Below are 16863 nucleotides of genomic sequence, written 5' to 3'. Positions count from 1 at the left end.
GGGGAAAAATGAAAGGTATTATCCTTGCAGGCGGTTCTGGTACCCGCCTGCATCCGATCACGCGCGGCGTCTCAAAGCAGCTGCTACCTATCTACGACAAGCCGATGATCTACTACCCGCTCTCGGTGCTGATGCTGGCCGGGATCCGCGAAGTCTTGATTATCACCACGCCTGATGACCAGCGCGATTTTCAGCGCCTGCTTGGCGATGGCTCGGAGTTCGGCGTGCACTTAAGCTATGCCGCCCAGCCTAGCCCGGACGGATTAGCGCAGGCGTTTATCATCGGCGAGGAGTTCCTCAACGGCGAACCCTCATGCCTGGTGCTGGGCGACAACATCTTTTTCGGTCAGGGTTTTAGTCCGAAGTTGCGCAGCGTGGCGGCCCGCACTACCGGGGCGACGGTGTTCGGCTATCAGGTCATGGATCCTGAACGCTTTGGCGTGGTGGAGTTTGATGACGATTTCCGCGCGATTTCGCTGGAAGAGAAGCCAAAACAGCCCAAATCCAACTGGGCGGTGACCGGCCTCTATTTTTACGATGGTAAAGTGGCGGAGTACGCGAAGCGGGTTAAACCCTCGGAACGCGGTGAGCTGGAAATTACCTCTATCAATCAAATGTACCTCGACGATGGCGCACTGACGGTAGAGCTTCTTGGCCGTGGTTTTGCCTGGCTGGATACCGGCACGCACGACAGCCTGATTGAAGCCAGCATGTTTGTACAAACCGTTGAAAAACGCCAGGGTTTCAAAATTGCCTGTCTGGAAGAGATCGCCTGGCGCAACGGCTGGCTGGACGACGACGGCGTCAAACGTGCGGCGAAACGGCTGGAAAAAACTGGTTACGGCCAATACTTACTGGATCTGCTCCGTGCTCGCCCGCGCCAGTATTGAGCCCCTGGAGTGGGAAAACCGCTTCTTTGGCGTCAACAGCGCCATCGTGCGCTTTGGCGATGATGCGCCGCTGCTGACGGCGCAGGCGCTGGCTGGATGGTCGCGGGTGCAGGCGAAAGTCGCGGCGGATGATACCGCCCGTCTGGATGCGCTGCAGGCATTAGGCTTTCGGCTGGTGGAGGGAGAGGTCGATCTTGCGCTTGCGCTGACTGCCTCTGACGATGCCGGAGCTGAGCTGGCGACGGAGGCGGATATTCCTCGGCTGCGCGAGCTGGCGGCGCTGGCCTTTGCCCTAAGTCGTTTTCGTGCCCCCTGGTACGCTGCCGATGCCAGCGGTCGTTTCTACGCCCAGTGGATTGAAAATGCGGTACGAGGGACTTTCGATCACCAGTGCCTGATTTTTCGCGCGCCCGATGGCGATATCCGCGCGTTTGTCTCTCTGCGACAGCTTAATGAGCGTGAGGCGAGGATTGGCCTGTTGGCCGGACGAGGCGCTGGAACTGAATTAATGCAGGCGGCGCAACATTGGGCCGTGCTGCGCGGGCTGACGATACTGCGGGTGGCGACCCAGATGGGCAACACCGCCGCGCTTAAACGTTACATTCTTAGCGGTGCGAATGTGGAAAGCGCCGCGTACTGGTTATACAGGTGAAATGATGATTCCATTTAACGCGCCGCCGGTGGTGGGAACCGAGCTTGATTATATGCAGTCCGCAATGGGTAGCGGCAAGCTGTGCGGCGATGGCGGCTTTACCCGTCGCTGCCAGCAGTGGATGGAGCAGCGTTTTGGAACGGCGAAAGCGCTGCTGACGCCATCGTGTACCGCGTCACTGGAAATGGCGGCGCTGTTGCTGGATATCCAGCCGGGCGATGAAGTGATAATGCCAAGCTACACCTTCGTCTCCACCGCGAACGCCTTCGTACTGCGCGGAGCGAAAATCGTCTTTGTCGATATTCGTCGCGATACCATGAACATAGATGAAACGCTGATTGAAGCGGCAATCACCGAAAAAACACGGGCGATTGTGCCGGTCCACTATGCGGGCGTGGCCTGCGAGATGGACACCATTATGGCCATTGCCAGCAAGCATAATCTGTTTGTAGTGGAAGATGCCGCGCAGGGCGTGATGTCGACGTACAAAGGCCGGGCGCTCGGCACTATCGGTCATATTGGCTGCTTCAGCTTCCATGAAACCAAAAACTACACCGCGGGCGGTGAAGGCGGCGCGACGCTGATTAACGATCGTAAGCTGGTGGAGCGTGCGGAGATCATTCGCGAAAAAGGCACCAACCGCAGCCAGTTCTTCCGTGGTCTGGTGGATAAATACACCTGGCGCGATATTGGCTCCAGCTACCTGATGTCCGATCTACAGGCGGCTTACCTGTGGGCACAGCTGGAAGCGGCGGAACGGATTAACCAGCAGCGTCTGACGCTATGGCAGAGCTACTATGACGCGCTTTTACCGCTGGCGCGCGCCGGGCGTATCGACCTGCCTGTGATTCCGGCCGACTGCGGACACAATGCGCATATGTTCTATATCAAGCTGCGCGATATTGACGATCGTAGCAAGCTGATCGCCTGGCTGAAAGAAGCGGAGATTCTGGCAGTGTTCCACTATATCCCACTGCACAGTTGCCCGGCAGGGGAGAACTTCGGCGTGTTCCACGGTGCAGATCGTTATACCACCCAGGAGAGCGAGCGCCTGCTGCGCCTGCCGTTATTTTACAATCTGTCGAACGTAAACCAGCGTACGGTGATTAACTCGCTGCTGAGCTATTTCTCCTGATATGTCGCTGGCTAAAGCTTCTCTGTGGACCGCCGCGTCCACGTTGGTCAAAATCGGGGCGGGACTGCTGGTAGTTAAACTGCTGGCGGTATCGTTCGGCCCTGCCGGAGTGGGTCAGGCGGGTAACTTCCGCCAACTGGTGACCGTGCTTGGTGTACTGGCGGGGGCCGGGATTTTTAACGGCGTCACTAAGCTGGTGGCCCAGCATCATGACGATCGTCAGCAACTGAATAAGGTTGTCGGCACTTCTTCAGCGATGGTTCTGGGTTTCTCAACCCTACTGGCGCTGATATTCCTGCTGGCGGCAGCGCCGATAAGCCAGGGGCTGTTTGGGCATCAGCATTACCAGAATCTGGTCCGGCTGGTGGCGCTGGTGCAGATGGGTATCGCCTGGGCGAACTTCCTGTTAGCGCTGATGAAAGGCTTTCGCGATGCGGCGGGAAACGCGCTGTCGCTGATCGCCGGGAGCCTGATTGGCGTGGCGGCATACTATGCCTGCTACCGTTTCGGCGGCTATCAGGGCGCATTGCTCGGTCTGGCGCTGGTACCTGCTCTGGTGGTGGTTCCGGCAGCTGTTGTGCTGTGGCGACGCGGTAATATCCCGCTGAGTGCGCTGCGCCCGCGTTGGGATAACGGCCTGGCGGGTCAGCTGTCGAAGTTTACCCTGATGGCGCTGATTACTTCGGTGACGCTGCCGGTCGCCTACGTGATGATGCGTAACCTGCTGGCGGCCCATTATGGCTGGGAAGCAGTGGGGATCTGGCAAGGCGTCAGCAGCATTTCCGACGCCTATTTGCAGTTTATTACCGCTTCGTTTAGCGTGTACCTGCTGCCTACGCTCTCTCGCCTGACCGCCAAAGCGGACATCACCCGTGAGATTGGCAAATCGCTGAAATTTGTCCTTCCGGCGGTGGCGGCAGCGAGTTTAACCGTGTGGTTGCTGCGCGATTTCGCCATCTGGCTACTTTTTTCCGACCGCTTTACGGCGATGCGCGATCTCTTCGCCTGGCAGCTTGTGGGCGATGTGCTGAAGGTCGGGGCGTATGTTTACGGCTATCTGGTGATCGCCAAAGCCTCGCTGCGTTTTTATATTCTGACGGAAATCAGCCAGTTCGCGCTGTTAACCGCATTTTCGCACTGGCTTATTCCGGCACACGGTGCAATCGGCGCGGCGCAGGCGTATATGGCTACTTATATTGTTTATTTCGCCCTCTGTAGTGGCGTGTTTTTACTTTGGCGTAAACGGGCATGACAGCACTAATACATGTACTGGGATCGGATATCCCGCACCACAACCAGACCGTTCTGCGGTTCTTTAATGACGAGCTGGCCGTTGATGACGAGCAGGCTCGTACGTTTATGGTCGTCGGTGATGTGACAGGAGTTCGCGAAGCGTATCCCGCGCTATCCATCACCTGCTTTGCAGGGAAAAAGTTGCTGGCACAGGCGGTTATCGCGCTGGCAAAGGCCAACCGGCAGCAGCGCTTTTTCTTTCATGGCCAGTTCAATACCGGGCTGTGGCTGGCGTTACTCAGCGGTGGGATCCGCCCAGCGCAGTTTAACTGGCATATCTGGGGCGCGGATCTGTATGAGAATTCCGCCAGCCTGAAGTTTCGCTTGTTTTATCCACTACGGCGTATGGCACAGGGGCGAGTAGGGCGAGTATTTGCCACCCGCGGCGATCTCAGTTGGTTTGCCGCCCGTCATTCGGACGTGCCGGGCGAACTGCTCTATTTCCCGACCCGAATGGACCCGGCGCTGAATACCCTTGCTGATAGCGCTCCGCGCGGCGACACGCTGACTATCCTGGTGGGGAATTCCGGTGACCGCAGCAATGAACATATTGCGGCGCTGCGCGCGATTCATCAGCAGTTTGGCGATACGGTCAACGTGATTGTGCCGATGGGTTACCCGGCCAATAATAGTGATTACATCAACCAGGTCCGCGAGGCCGGAGCGGCGCTGTTTAGCCCGCAGCATCTTCAGGTTCTGAGCGACAAGCTGGCGTTCGATGACTACCTTGCGCTATTGCGCCGTTGCGATCTCGGCTACTTCTTGTTTGCCCGCCAGCAGGGTATCGGCACGCTGTGCCTGCTGATTCAGGCGGGGATCCCCTGCGTTCTGAACCGGGAGAATCCCTTCTGGCAGGATATGTCGGAGCAGCATATTCCGGTACTCTTTACCAGCGATACGCTGGACGCGGCCGTGGTGCGAGAAGCGCAGCGGCAGCTGGCCGGTGTGGATAAGAATCAGATTGCCTTCTTCCGTCCGAATTACCTGACGGGCTGGCGACGAGCGTTGCGGGTTGCCGCGGGGGTGGACGCATGACATTAATGCAATTTAGCGGGTTACTGGCGGTCTGGTTGCTGTCGACGCTATTTATCGCCACCACCACGTACTTTGAATTTCGCCGCGTGCGGTTTAATTTCAACGTCTTTTTCTCGTTGTTGTTTCTGTTGACCTTCTTCTTCGGTTTCCCGTTGACCAGCATTCTGGTGTTCCGTTTTGACGTGGCGGTGGCCCCACCGGAAATCCTGCTGCAAACCCTGCTGGTTTCGGTCTGTTTTTATGCGGTTTACTACGTCACCTATAAAACGCGACTGCGCCCAGCGAGTCGGGAGCATCAGCATCGCCCGTTGTACACCATGAACCGCGTGGAAACTCACTTGACTTGGTTGATTTTACTGGGTATTGCGCTGCTTTGCGTGGGGATTTTCTTTGCGCACAACGGCTTCCTGTTATTCAGACTCAACTCCTATAGCCAGATCTTTTCCAGCGAAGTTTCCGGCGTGGCGCTCAAGCGCTTTTTCTACTTCTTCATCCCGGCGATGCTGGTGGTCTATTTTCTGCGTCAGGATTATAAGGCGTGGATATTTTTCCTTGTCAGCACCGTGGCCTTTGGCCTGCTGACCTATGCCATCGTCGGCGGCACCCGGGCGAACATTATCATCGCTTTTGCTATCTTTTTGTTCATCGGCATTATTCGCGGCTGGATCAGCCTGTGGATGCTGGCGGCGGCGGGCGTGCTGGGTATCGTCGGTATGTTCTGGCTGGCGCTTAAACGCTATGGCATGAACGTGAGCGGCGATGAAGCGTTTTATACTTTCCTTTATCTGACCCGCGATACCTTCTCGCCGTGGGAAAACCTGGCTCTGCTGCTGCAAAACTACGACAAGATTGAGTTCCAGGGTCTGGCGCCGATCGTCCGGGATTTTTATGTCTTTATCCCTAGCTGGTTATGGCATGGTCGCCCGACGATGGTGCTCAATACCGCTAACTATTTCACCTGGGAAGTGCTGAATAACCATTCTGGCCTGGCGATTTCGCCGACCCTGATTGGCTCACTGGTGGTGATGGGCGGCGTCTGGTTTGTACCGCTGGGCGCGGTGGCGGTTGGGCTAATTATTAAATGGTTTGACTGGCTGTACGAGCTGGGCAACCGGGAGACTAACCGCTATAAAGCGGCGATCCTGCACAGTTTTTGTTTCGGCGCTATCTTCAATATGATCGTGCTGGCGCGCGAAGGGCTGGATTCATTCGGCTCCCGCGTGGTTTTTTTCCTCGTTATCTTTGGTCTCTGCTTGCTGGCGGCAAAGCTGCTGTACTGGTTCCTGGATAGCGTTGGACTGATTCATAAGCGGGTTAAACCGCTGACGCAACCTCAAGTCTGATAAGGGTGTACATGACTGGGACTACATCCGCGCCGTTGTATCTGCTGAGAGGCTTGCAACTCATTGGTTGGCGCGATATGCAACACGCTCTGGATTATCTGTATGGCGATGGCGAGCTCCGCAAGGGGACGCTGGTCGCGATTAATGCAGAGAAGATGCTGGCGGTAGAAGACAACCCCGAGGTTCGGGCGCTGATTGAAGCCGCAGAATTTAAATATGCTGATGGCATCAGCGTGGTGCGCTCATTACGTAAAAAATATCCTCAAGCGCAGGTGTCGCGCGTCGCCGGGGCTGATTTATGGGAAGCGCTGATGGAGCGTGCTGGCGCTCAGAGAACGCCGGTATTTCTGATTGGCGGCAAGCCGGAAGTGCTGGCGCAAACCGAGCGGCAGCTTCACCAGCGCTGGAACGTGAATATCGTCGGTAGCCAGGACGGCTATTTCGCCGCCGATCAACGTCAGGCGCTGTTTGAACGCATTCGCGAAAGTGGGGCGAAAATTGTCACCGTGGCGATGGGCTCGCCGCGTCAGGAGATCTTGATGCGCGATTGCCGGAATGTTTATCCGCAGGCGCTGTATATGGGTGTCGGCGGGACCTACGATGTCTTTACTGGTCACGTTCAGCGGGCACCAAAATTCTGGCAGGACCTTGGGCTGGAATGGTTTTATCGTTTGGTGTCGCAGCCGAGCCGGATAAAAAGACAGGCCCGCCTGCTACGCTATTTACGCTGGCATTACACCGATAAGCTTTGACATTCCACTACGTTCTGGCGAGTTTACCTGGGTATTCTGTGTAATGTATTCACTCGCCTGATACTTTATTTGCCATTTCCATAAAATTCATTAACCATTCGCATGCTTAATACGCGACGGGCAGGTTTTGCCGTCGCTCAGGCAGGGCTTTCCATTTTATTTATTCATAAAAATAACCGGGATATATACACCTTCGTTTGGAGTGCAATAAACCCGGAGCAGGGCAAACACAAGAGGCTATATGACTGAGAAAAAAGCGGAACTTCAGCGAGGACTGGAGGCGCGGCATATTGAGCTAATCGCCCTTGGCGGCACGATTGGCGTGGGTTTATTTATGGGAGCGGCAAGTACGCTGAAGTGGGCCGGTCCGTCGGTCCTGTTGGCGTATATTATCGCAGGGCTTTTTGTCTTCTTTATCATGCGTTCGATGGGTGAAATGCTGTTCCTCGAACCGGTAACCGGCTCGTTCGCCGTTTACGCACATCGCTATATGAGCCCGTTTTTCGGCTATCTCACCGCCTGGTCCTACTGGTTTATGTGGATGGCGGTCGGGATATCGGAAATTACCGCTATCGGGGTTTACGTCCAGTTTTGGTTCCCGGATATGGCGCAGTGGATACCGGCGCTGATTGCCGTTGGGCTGGTGGCGCTGGCGAACCTGGCGGCGGTGCGGCTATATGGTGAAATCGAATTCTGGTTCGCGATGATTAAAGTCACCACCATTATCGTGATGATTGTGGTTGGGCTGGGCGTCATTTTCTTTGGCTTTGGCAACGGCGGACACTCCATTGGCTTTGGGAACCTGACCGAGCATGGCGGCTTTTTTGCTGGTGGCTGGAAAGGCTTCCTGACGGCGCTGTGTATTGTGGTCGCCTCCTACCAGGGTGTTGAACTTATCGGTATTACTGCCGGTGAAGCGAAGAACCCGCAGGTCACTCTGCGCAGCGCGGTAGGGAAGGTGCTGTGGCGTATCCTGATTTTCTACGTCGGTGCGATTTTCGTTATTGTGACTATTTTCCCGTGGGATCAGATTGGCTCCAACGGCAGTCCGTTTGTGCTGACCTTTGCCAAAATCGGCATTACCGCAGCGGCGGGAATTATTAACTTTGTGGTGCTGACGGCAGCGCTTTCCGGCTGTAACAGCGGTATGTACAGCTGTGGGCGTATGCTTTATGCGCTGGCAAGAAATCGCCAGTTGCCAGTGGCGATCGCTAAAGTCTCGCGTAATGGCGTGCCGGCGGTGGGTGTTGCGCTGTCGATACTGATTCTGTTAGTTGGTTCTTGCCTCAACTATGTCATCCCTAATCCACAGCGGGTCTTCGTCTATGTCTACAGCGCCAGCGTGCTGCCGGGCATGGTGCCGTGGTTTGTGATTCTGATTAGCCAGCTGCGTTTTCGTCTTGTACACAAAGAAGCAATGGCCAGCCATCCTTTCCGCTCGCTGCTGTTCCCGTGGGCGAACTATTTAACCATGGCATTCCTGATTTGCGTGCTGATAGGTATGGGATTTAATGACGATACCCGCATGTCGCTCTTCGTCGGGATTATTTTCCTGGCGGCTGTCACGCTCATTTATAAGGTTTTTGGCCTTGGTCGACGCGGAAATGTGGATAATGTGGCGGAATAAGCGACAAAATGCACAAAGCATGAGCAAACGGTAATTTTCTTTAAAAAGGCACTAGACAGCGGGGTAGGAAGTCCGTAATATCCGACCCCGCAACGGCGCTAAGCGCCCGTAGCTCAGCTGGATAGAGCGCTGCCCTCCGGAGGCAGAGGTCTCAGGTTCGAATCCTGTCGGGCGCACCATTTACCCGGTGCTGGAGCTGCGGTGGTTATAAGACCGCGTAAAAAGATTTGTAGTGGTGGCTATAGCTCAGTTGGTAGAGCCCTGGATTGTGATTCCAGTTGTCGTGGGTTCGAATCCCATTAGCCACCCCATTATTTAGAAAGTTGTGAACATGCGATGGTGGCGGAATTGGTAGACGCGCTAGCTTCAGGTGTTAGTGTTCTTACGGACGTGAGGGTTCAAGTCCCTCCCTTCGCACCACGACTTTATAAAGAATTGAACTAAAAATTCAAAAAAGCAGTACATCGGCGAGTAGCGCAGCTTGGTAGCGCAACTGGTTTGGGACCAGTGGGTCGGAGGTTCGAATCCTCTCTCGCCGACCAATTTTGAACCCCGCTTCGGCGGGGTTTTTTGTTTTCTGAATTTGCCAAAAACTCTCTTATCCCCATGATCTCCCTAAAAATATCTCGCTGATTGCGACGCGATTTATTATGCGGAATACTCCCAATTCATTACTCTCATAGATGCAATTTCCGTAGATCCTGTGCGATAATAAACGGGTAGATGCTCATTCCATCTCTTATGTTCGCCTTAGTGCCTCATAAACCCAGGAATGATGCAGAGCCGTTTACGGTGCTTATCGTCCACTGACAGATGTCGCATTTTATATGCTAAATCATTCATGATGTGTCGAGACGGCCAGCACGGGAATCCCCAGGAGCTTACAAAGGTAAGTGACTAGGGTGAGCGTGTGCAGCCAACGAAGAGACAACGTGAAGGATGAAGCATATAGCCTCATCAAACACCATGGACACTACGTTGAGTGAAGCACCCAATTTGTTGTCAAACAGACCTGTTTTAACGCCTGCCCTGGTTTCAGAGCAGGCGTTTTTTTATTTGGGTGTGTGAAGCATTTGCTGAAGGGGAGTGCTATCGCCCCCGATGGAGGCGATAGTGAAGATCGTGCTTACTGCTGCGGGTTGTTTTGCAGGGTCAACAGCAGGCCGTCACGGCGCATGGTTGCCGCTTCTTCCGGCTGATGCAGGCGGTCAAGGGTATCGGCCAACCACGCGTAATCAAACGCATCCGGACGCTGCTTGAGCGCGGCGCGGAACGCAATGCTGGCTTCCTGCCACTCACCGTGGCGCATTAACGACTGCCCCAGCGTGCTCCACAGCAGCGGGCGGTCGCCGACCGTTTTAAGCTGCTGGCGCAGCACCTTCTCCAGCTGTTCCGGATTATTGGTTTTCAGCCGCGGAATCGGCATCACCAGACGGTCGTCGTAGTGCTTTTTCAGACCATCAATAATAATCTGCTGGGCGGTATCATGGTCGTCGCTTTCGATAAGGCGATTCGCCATGGCCACCTGTAGAGCCACGTGGCTACGAGTTTTACGACTCTGGCTTTTCCACCAGTCGCGCAACCCTTCGCTGCCGCCGTCGGCCAGCGCTTTATCCATCAGACCAATCCACGCAAGCTGTTCCAGCTCGGCGCGATGCTCTTCATCGCTGACGTTGGCTTTCGCCATTGACGGAATGATATCCAACAGCGAATTCCAGGCCCCGGTACGGATATAGGCCTGCTCGGCAAGGCGAAGAACTTCAGGATGACGCGGGGTGATCTCCAGCAGTTTGTCGATACCGTGGCGGGCAGCGTGATTTTCATTACGCGCCAGCTGCAGACGTACGCGAGTGATTTCTACCGGGATCAGATCGTCACCTGCCAGTTCGGTCGCGCGCTCCAGATGCTGGTTAGCGCGGGCTTCATCCCCACGCTGCTGGGCCGCTTCCGCCGCCAGCAGGTAATTCACTACCGGCTGCTCCGCGTGATCGGCATTTTTCGCCATCAGCTTCTCAACCTGCTGGTAATCACCTTCCGCCAGCTTCAGCAACGCCTGTTCGGTTTGCTTGCGGGCACGACGGCGTTTACGGCCAACGAACCAGCCGCGGGTATGCGCGCCGGTGCGGAAAATACGCCGCAGCAGCCATTCAATCGCAAACAGGACCACCATGGTGAGGATCAGAATGATCGCTAACCCGGTGACGCTGGTTTCAATGTTGTAGTTATCGGTCTGGATCAGAACGTAGCCTTGATGACCGGCGATCATCGGGCCGACAACGATCCCAGCAATCAGCAGCGCGAAGAGTAAGAGAATTTTCAACATGCGTTACTCTCCTTGTGGCGCAGGCGTTGGCGCGGGGGCTACAGGCGCAGGAACAGCAGGCGCCGGAGCGCTGGTCTGTGTTTCAGCCGGTTGCGTCATCAGATTACGTACCCGCGTCTGCATGAGTTTTTCAAGCAGGCCCTGGCTCTGCAGGGTTTCCGGTACGTTCATAGTGATGCTTTGCTGACTGAGCTTGTCCACATCCTCAAGGAAGGCTTTAGTGGTCGCATCTTCGGTGTCGTAGTAGGCACGAACCCAGGTAGAGACGTTATCCAGAGCCTGTTTATAGGTCTCTTCCTGATGACGTGGTACGGCCTGTGCCGCAACTAACAGGCGGGAACGAATATTTTCGCGCAGGTAGACGTCCTGGTTTGGAGCCAGCAACGGAACCGCTGTTTCGTCACGGCGGCGAACGGTAATAAAGCTGTCCATAAAGTTCTGCCAGCTTTTTTGCAGGTTCACCCGCCACTCCTTAATGGAGCTGGATAGTTCGTCGCTATCAGAATCCATCGGGGAGTCATCGTCGTTATTGTCCGCCAGACGTAAATTATCAATCTGGTTGGCGAGCTGGTTAACCTTCAGGATGATGCCGTCATAGTCCACCTGACTCACGGCGGAAAGCGAGGCGATATCGTCAGTGATGGCGCGACGGGCGCTAATCAGGCTCGGATCGTTCATATCCGCAAGGCTGGCGTCGGCGCTTTTCAGCAGCGCGGCAGCGGTCGTCACGTCCTGGTCGCTCCACAGCTTACGCCCGGCTAGCTTTACCAGAAAATCAGCCTGTGCGAGTAGCCAGGTTTTGGCGTCGCTACCGGAGATAATGGCAACTTTTTCCTGTACCTCTTCAAGCTTCTTCGTTAGCGAATCTTGTTGGCGCTGGGCTTCCGTCAACTGGTCGGTTTGCTGCTTAATAATGCCTTCGAGTTCGCTTTTTTGGCTTTCCTGCGCTTTTTGCAGTGTGGCGATCTGGCTGGATAGCTCGGCGCTGGTTTCGCTCTGACGGGTTGCCTGAGTTTTCGTGAGGCCGTAAAGACCTACGCCAGCGGCGAGGGCGATAGCAATGGCTATTGCGCTCAGGGCGAGACTGGTTTTACTGCCGCCGTTTTTCTTTTCTACATTATTCTTTTCTGGCTGTGGTGTTTTTTCCACGGCCTCCCTGGTCTCTTCAACCACGGCGGATTGATTCTGTTGTTCCGTCATTATGGCTTCCAATGTTGAGAGTTATTGTAATGCGCGTAGCAGCGCATCGTTGTCGGCGCTATCGGCAACCTGGATATCCTGCCAGCCCAATTCCCTGGCTTGTTCGGCCAGACGTTCACTGACAACTAAAATGCGACAGCTCAGGAGCCAATGTTCGCGGTACCACTGCGGTATTAACGTCCAGAGCTGTTGCAGCATCTCGCCGCTGGTAATCACCAGCGTCGAGACCCCACGAGACTGCCAGCGCATTGCTTCTTCTGCGCCATCATAGTGCCTTGCACTACGTTGATAACATTCACAAAAAGTGACATCGGCACCGCGTTCACGGAGTGTGTCACCGAGTAATTCTCGCCCACCGTTACCGCGCAGGATGAGCGCCCTTTTCCCCGCAATGTTTTGTAATTCAGGTAATTGTAGCAAGACTTCGCTGATTTCCCGATCTAACGGATAGCGAACATCATGACTGCTGACTTTGTGTAGGGCCAGCGCGGTGGTACGGCCAATCGCAAAATAATCAGGCGCAGAGGGCCAGTGCAGTCGCTGTTGCTGGAGGCGAGCGTGGGCAAACTCAACGGCGTGCTGCGATAGCGCGAAGAGTAAATCACCCGCCTTGAGGCCTGCCAGCTGGCCGCCCAGCTCCTGAAGCTGACGGCCCGGAGTAAATTCAATGAGCGGAAAGCTCCAGGCCACGCGTCCCAGCGCGCGCAGGCGGCTGACTAACTCTTCGCCTTGCGGCAGCGGACGGGTGACCAGGATACTCATTGCGGGGCCTCTCCTGCATAGACGACGGCGAGAATGTCGCGAGCGCCGTTATCCAGAAGTTCTTCGGCGAGGGAGACGCCGAGCGTTTCGGCATCTTCCGGGCGACCACGCCGCTCGCCGCGAACCATCCGTGAGCCATCCGGCGCGCCAACCAGCGCGCGCAGCCATAGCTCACCGTCGATCAGTTCGGCATAGCTGCCGATTGGGACCTGACAGCCGCCTTCAAGACGGGTGTTCATCGCCCGTTCGGCGCGCACGCGTATGGCCGTTTCCATATGGTTCAGTGGGGCCAGCAGCGCTTTAGTCCACTCGTCGTCAAGACGGCATTCGATACCGACCGCGCCCTGACCTACTGCGGGCAGAGATTGCTCTGGTGATAGCGGCTGGCGAATCCGTGCTTCCAGCTTCAGGCGCTTAAGTCCCGCCGCCGCAAGAATAATGGCATCATACTCACCGCTGTCCAGTTTACCCAGGCGTGTGCCGACGTTACCGCGCAGAGAGCGGATCACCAGATCCGGACGATCGGCGGCCAGTTGGCACTGTCGGCGTAAACTTGACGTGCCAACAATGCTGCCATGCGGCAGTTCATCAATGGACGCATAGTGATTTGAGACGAAGGCATCGCGCGGGTCTTCACGTTCGCAAATGGTGACCAACCCCAGGCCTTCGGGGAATTCTACCGGCACGTCTTTCATGGAATGGACGGCGATATCGGCGCGACCATCCAGCATGGCCAGCTCCAGCTCTTTGACAAACAGACCTTTACCGCCCACTTTTGCAAGGGGAGTATCAAGGATCACGTCACCGCGGGTGACCATCGGCACCAGTTCAACGGAAAGCCCCGGATGACAGGACTCCAGGCGCTCTTTCACATAATGTGCCTGCCATAGTGCAAGCGGGCTTTGCCGTGTGGCAATTCTCAAAACTTTGTCTAACATGCTTGTTACCGTCATAGTCGACCACTAACCATCCTAACATTGTTGTCTTAGGGATGTTAGTTTTGTGGGGATAAGGGTCGCGGCCATCTTTTTTAGCCTTTCATGCGTTTGCGGGTTGCCGCAAACGTAGTGAAGAATTTACACATAGTAAAGGGTGCTACACTTGTATGTAGCGCATCTTTCTTTACGGTCAATCCGCAAGGTGTTAGATTGATCACGTTTTAAACCATTTGTCAGTCAGCAGTTCATCACAACCACACCGACGACGAATGGTGACGGTTTTTGTTGAAATACTGAAACTCTCCGTACTATTGTACGTCGGGTTTTTGAACATCAGGCGATATGTCTTGTACCTCTATATTGAGACACTGAAACAGAGACTGGATGCCATCAACCAATTGCGCGTGGATCGCGCCCTTGCTGCCATGGGACCCGCTTTCCAGCAGGTTTACAGTCTACTGCCGACATTACTACATTATCATCACCCGCTGATGCCGGGTTACCTTGACGGTAACGTTCCCCGCGGCATTTGCCTCTACACGCCTGATGAAACCCAACGCCACTACCTTGACGAGCTTGAACTGCACCGTGGAATGCTGACGCAGGAGCCGCCGAAAGGCGAACTGCCGATCACCGGCCTTTACTCCATGGGCAGTACTTCATCCGTCGGCCAAAGCTGCTCTTCCGATCTCGACATCTGGGTTTGTCATCAGGCCTGGCTGGATACCGATGAGCGTCAGCTGTTACAGCGTAAATGCAGCCTGCTGGAAAGCTGGGCTGCATCGTTGGGCGTTGAAGTTAGCTTCTTCCTGATCGATGAAAACCGCTTCCGTCATAATGAAAGCGGTAGCCTCGGCGGCGAAGACTGCGGTTCAACCCAACATATCCTGCTGCTGGATGAGTTTTACCGTACCGCTGTGCGTCTCGCCGGGAAACGTATTCTGTGGAATATGGTGCCGTGCGATGAAGAAGAGCATTACGATGATTACGTGATGTCGCTGTACTCGCAGGGGGTCCTGACGCCGAACGAATGGCTGGATCTCGGCGGCCTGAGTTCGCTGTCGGCGGAAGAATACTTCGGTGCCAGCCTGTGGCAGCTCTACAAAAGTATCGACTCGCCGTATAAAGCGGTGCTGAAGACGCTGCTGCTGGAAGCCTATTCCTGGGAATATCCGAACAACCGCCTGCTGGCGAAAGATATCAAACAGCGCCTGCATGACGGTGAGATTGTCTCGTTTGGTCTCGATCCGTACTGCATGATGCTGGAACGCGTGACGCTCTATCTGCAAGCCATTGAAGACGAAACGCGCCTCGACCTGGTGCGCCGATGTTTCTATTTAAAAGTGTGCGAAAAGCTTAGCCGCGAGCGCGCCTGCGTCGGCTGGCGCCGTGAAGTGGTTAGCCATCTGGTGAAAGAGTGGGGCTGGGATGAAAAGCGTCTGATGATGCTCGACAACCGGGCCAACTGGAAGATCGACGAAGTACGCAAGGCGCACAACGAGCTGCTTGATGCGATGATGCAAAGCTATCGCAATCTGATTCGCTTCGCGCGCCGCAATAACCTGAGCGTTTCCGCCAGCCCGCAGGATATTGGCGTGCTGACACGTAAGCTGTACGCTGCATTTGAAGCGCTGCCGGGGAAAGTCACCCTGGTCAACCCGCAAATTTCACCGGATCTGTCTGAGCCGAATCTGACCTTTATCCATGTGCCGCCGGGCCGTGCCAACCGTACCGGTTGGTATGTCTATAACCGCGCGCCGGATATGGAGTCGATCATCAGCCATCAGCCGCTGGAATATAACCGTTATCTTAATAAGCTGGTGGCCTGGGCCTGGTTTAACGGCCTGCTGACGTCACGAACTCGCCTGTTTATTAAGGGCAACGGCATTGTCGATCTGGCTAAATTGCAGGAAATGGTTGCCGACGTATCGCACCACTTCCCGCTGCGCCTGCCGTCTCCGACGCCTAAAGCGCTGTATAGTCCGTGCGAAATTCGCCATCTGGCGATCATCGTAAACCTGGAATATGACCCGACGGCGGCCTTCCGAAATCAGGTGGTGCATTTTGACTTCCGCAAGCTGGACGTTTTCAGCTTTGGTGAAGAGCAAAAATGTCTGATTGGCAGCGTTGATCTGCTGTATCGCAACTCGTGGAACGAAGTGCGTACGCTGCACTTCAACGGCGAGCAGGCGATGATCGAAGCGCTGAAAACCATTCTTGGTAAAATGCATCAGGATGCCGCGCCGCCGGACAGCGTAGAAGTGTTCTGCTATAGCCAGCATCTGCGCGGGTTAATCCGCACTCGCGTGCAGCAACTGGTTTCCGAATGCGTCGAGCTGCGTCTCTCCAGCACCCGCCAGGATACCGGCCGCTTTAAAGCGCTGCGCGTTTCCGGGCAGACCTGGGGCCTGTTCTTCGAACGTCTTAACGTCTCGGTGCAGAAGCTGGAGAACGCTATTGAGTTCTACGGTGCGATTTCACATAACAAACTGCACGGCCTGTCGGTGCAGGTGGAAACCAACCACGTCAGGCTACCGCAGGTGGTGGATGGTTTTGCCAGCGAAGGGATTATTCAGTTCTTCTTTGAAGATGCGGATAACGATAACGGCTTTAACATCTATATCCTTGATGAGAGCAACCGCGCCGAGGTGTATCATCATTGCGAAGGCAGTAAAGAGGAGCTGGTGCGCGACGTCAGCCGCTTCTACTCGTCATCCCATGACCGCTTTACCTACGGTTCGAGCTTTATCAACTTTAACCTGCCGCAGTTCTATCAGATTGTTGATGTTGATGGTCGTGAACAGGTGATTCCCTTCCGCAGCCAGGTGATTGCCGCTGCAACCCTTGCTGCAGGTGAGGATTCCGCGACATCATCGATGTTGCAGCACTACTCTTAACCTGCTGCGTTTCGCT

13 protein-coding genes and 4 tRNA genes are annotated in these 16863 nt (G+C 55.2%); 13 read left to right on the top strand and 4 right to left on the bottom strand.

Translation table 11 applies throughout. From position 1 onward, the window contains the following. Positions 1–8: 8 nt before the first annotated feature. The 12 genes from rfbA to DA718_RS28350 all read left to right on the top strand — a co-directional run bounded on the left by rfbA (position 9) and on the right by DA718_RS28350 (position 9269). Positions 9–890, top strand: a complete 882-nt coding sequence (rfbA, locus tag DA718_RS28405; protein ID WP_112216134.1) for a glucose-1-phosphate thymidylyltransferase RfbA — start codon at positions 9–11, stop codon at positions 888–890. Then, a complete protein-coding gene (gene rffC / locus DA718_RS28400; protein ID WP_112216135.1) occupies positions 868–1542 on the top strand; it encodes a dTDP-4-amino-4,6-dideoxy-D-galactose acyltransferase in 675 nt (224 codons plus the stop codon). The genes rfbA and rffC overlap by 23 nt, the downstream gene beginning before the upstream one ends. A gap of 4 nt (positions 1543–1546) precedes the next feature. Beyond that, positions 1547–2677 (top strand): dTDP-4-amino-4,6-dideoxygalactose transaminase, encoded by a 1131-nt coding sequence (rffA, locus tag DA718_RS28395; protein ID WP_112216169.1) that lies wholly within the window; start codon positions 1547–1549, stop codon positions 2675–2677. A gap of 1 nt (position 2678) precedes the next feature. Beyond that, entirely contained in the window at positions 2679–3929 is a 1251-nt protein-coding gene (gene wzxE / locus DA718_RS28390; RefSeq protein WP_112216136.1) for a lipid III flippase WzxE, read from the top strand. Next, the gene (locus DA718_RS28385; protein WP_112216137.1) at positions 3926–5005 is read left to right on the top strand and encodes a TDP-N-acetylfucosamine:lipid II N-acetylfucosaminyltransferase; all 1080 of its coding nucleotides are present in this window, start codon (positions 3926–3928) and stop codon (positions 5003–5005) included. The genes wzxE and DA718_RS28385 overlap by 4 nt, the downstream gene beginning before the upstream one ends. Next, positions 5002–6348, top strand: coding sequence for an ECA oligosaccharide polymerase (gene wzyE, locus DA718_RS28380; RefSeq protein ID WP_112216138.1), 1347 nt, complete (start codon positions 5002–5004; stop codon positions 6346–6348). The genes DA718_RS28385 and wzyE overlap by 4 nt, the downstream gene beginning before the upstream one ends. Positions 6349–6359: 11 nt before the next feature. Further along, entirely contained in the window at positions 6360–7100 is a 741-nt protein-coding gene (wecG, locus tag DA718_RS28375; protein WP_112216139.1) for a lipopolysaccharide N-acetylmannosaminouronosyltransferase, read from the top strand. Between the two features lie 241 nt (positions 7101–7341). Continuing rightward, a complete protein-coding gene (gene thrP, locus DA718_RS28370) occupies positions 7342–8727 on the top strand; it encodes a bifunctional threonine/serine APC transporter ThrP (protein ID WP_112216140.1) in 1386 nt (461 codons plus the stop codon). Between the two features lie 102 nt (positions 8728–8829). Further along, positions 8830–8906 (top strand) — tRNA-Arg (locus DA718_RS28365). A 56-nt stretch (positions 8907–8962) separates the two neighbouring features. Further along, positions 8963–9038 (top strand) — tRNA-His (locus DA718_RS28360). Between the two features lie 22 nt (positions 9039–9060). Next, positions 9061–9147, top strand: a tRNA-Leu gene (locus DA718_RS28355). A 45-nt stretch (positions 9148–9192) separates the two neighbouring features. Next, positions 9193–9269: transfer RNA gene (locus DA718_RS28350), tRNA-Pro, on the top strand. 584 nt (positions 9270–9853) lie between these two features. Here DA718_RS28350 and hemY read toward each other — a convergent pair. The 4 genes from hemY to hemC are packed head-to-tail and all read right to left on the bottom strand — an operon-like array spanning position 9854 to position 13950. Further along, entirely contained in the window at positions 9854–11050 is a 1197-nt protein-coding gene (gene hemY, locus DA718_RS28345) for a protoheme IX biogenesis protein HemY (protein ID WP_110276877.1), read from the bottom strand. A 3-nt stretch (positions 11051–11053) separates the two neighbouring features. Beyond that, entirely contained in the window at positions 11054–12250 is a 1197-nt protein-coding gene (gene hemX / locus DA718_RS28340) for a uroporphyrinogen-III C-methyltransferase (protein ID WP_112216141.1), read from the bottom strand. A gap of 21 nt (positions 12251–12271) precedes the next feature. Then, entirely contained in the window at positions 12272–13012 is a 741-nt protein-coding gene (gene hemD / locus DA718_RS28335; RefSeq protein ID WP_112216142.1) for a uroporphyrinogen-III synthase, read from the bottom strand. Continuing rightward, a complete protein-coding gene (hemC, locus tag DA718_RS28330; RefSeq protein WP_112216143.1) occupies positions 13009–13950 on the bottom strand; it encodes a hydroxymethylbilane synthase in 942 nt (313 codons plus the stop codon). Before hemC ends, hemD begins: the two co-directional genes overlap by 4 nt. 347 nt (positions 13951–14297) lie before the next feature. Between hemC and cyaA the strand changes: the two genes are divergently transcribed. Beyond that, positions 14298–16847, top strand: a complete 2550-nt coding sequence (gene cyaA / locus DA718_RS28325) for a class I adenylate cyclase (RefSeq protein ID WP_110276873.1) — start codon at positions 14298–14300, stop codon at positions 16845–16847. Positions 16848–16863: the final 16 nt, after the last annotated feature.

The sequence above is a fragment of the Klebsiella huaxiensis genome, from assembly GCF_003261575.2.
GTDB lineage: Bacteria > Pseudomonadota > Gammaproteobacteria > Enterobacterales > Enterobacteriaceae > Klebsiella > Klebsiella huaxiensis.
The sequence above is the reverse complement of the archived record's forward strand: the minus strand, read 5'-3'. Positions and strand labels throughout refer to the sequence as shown.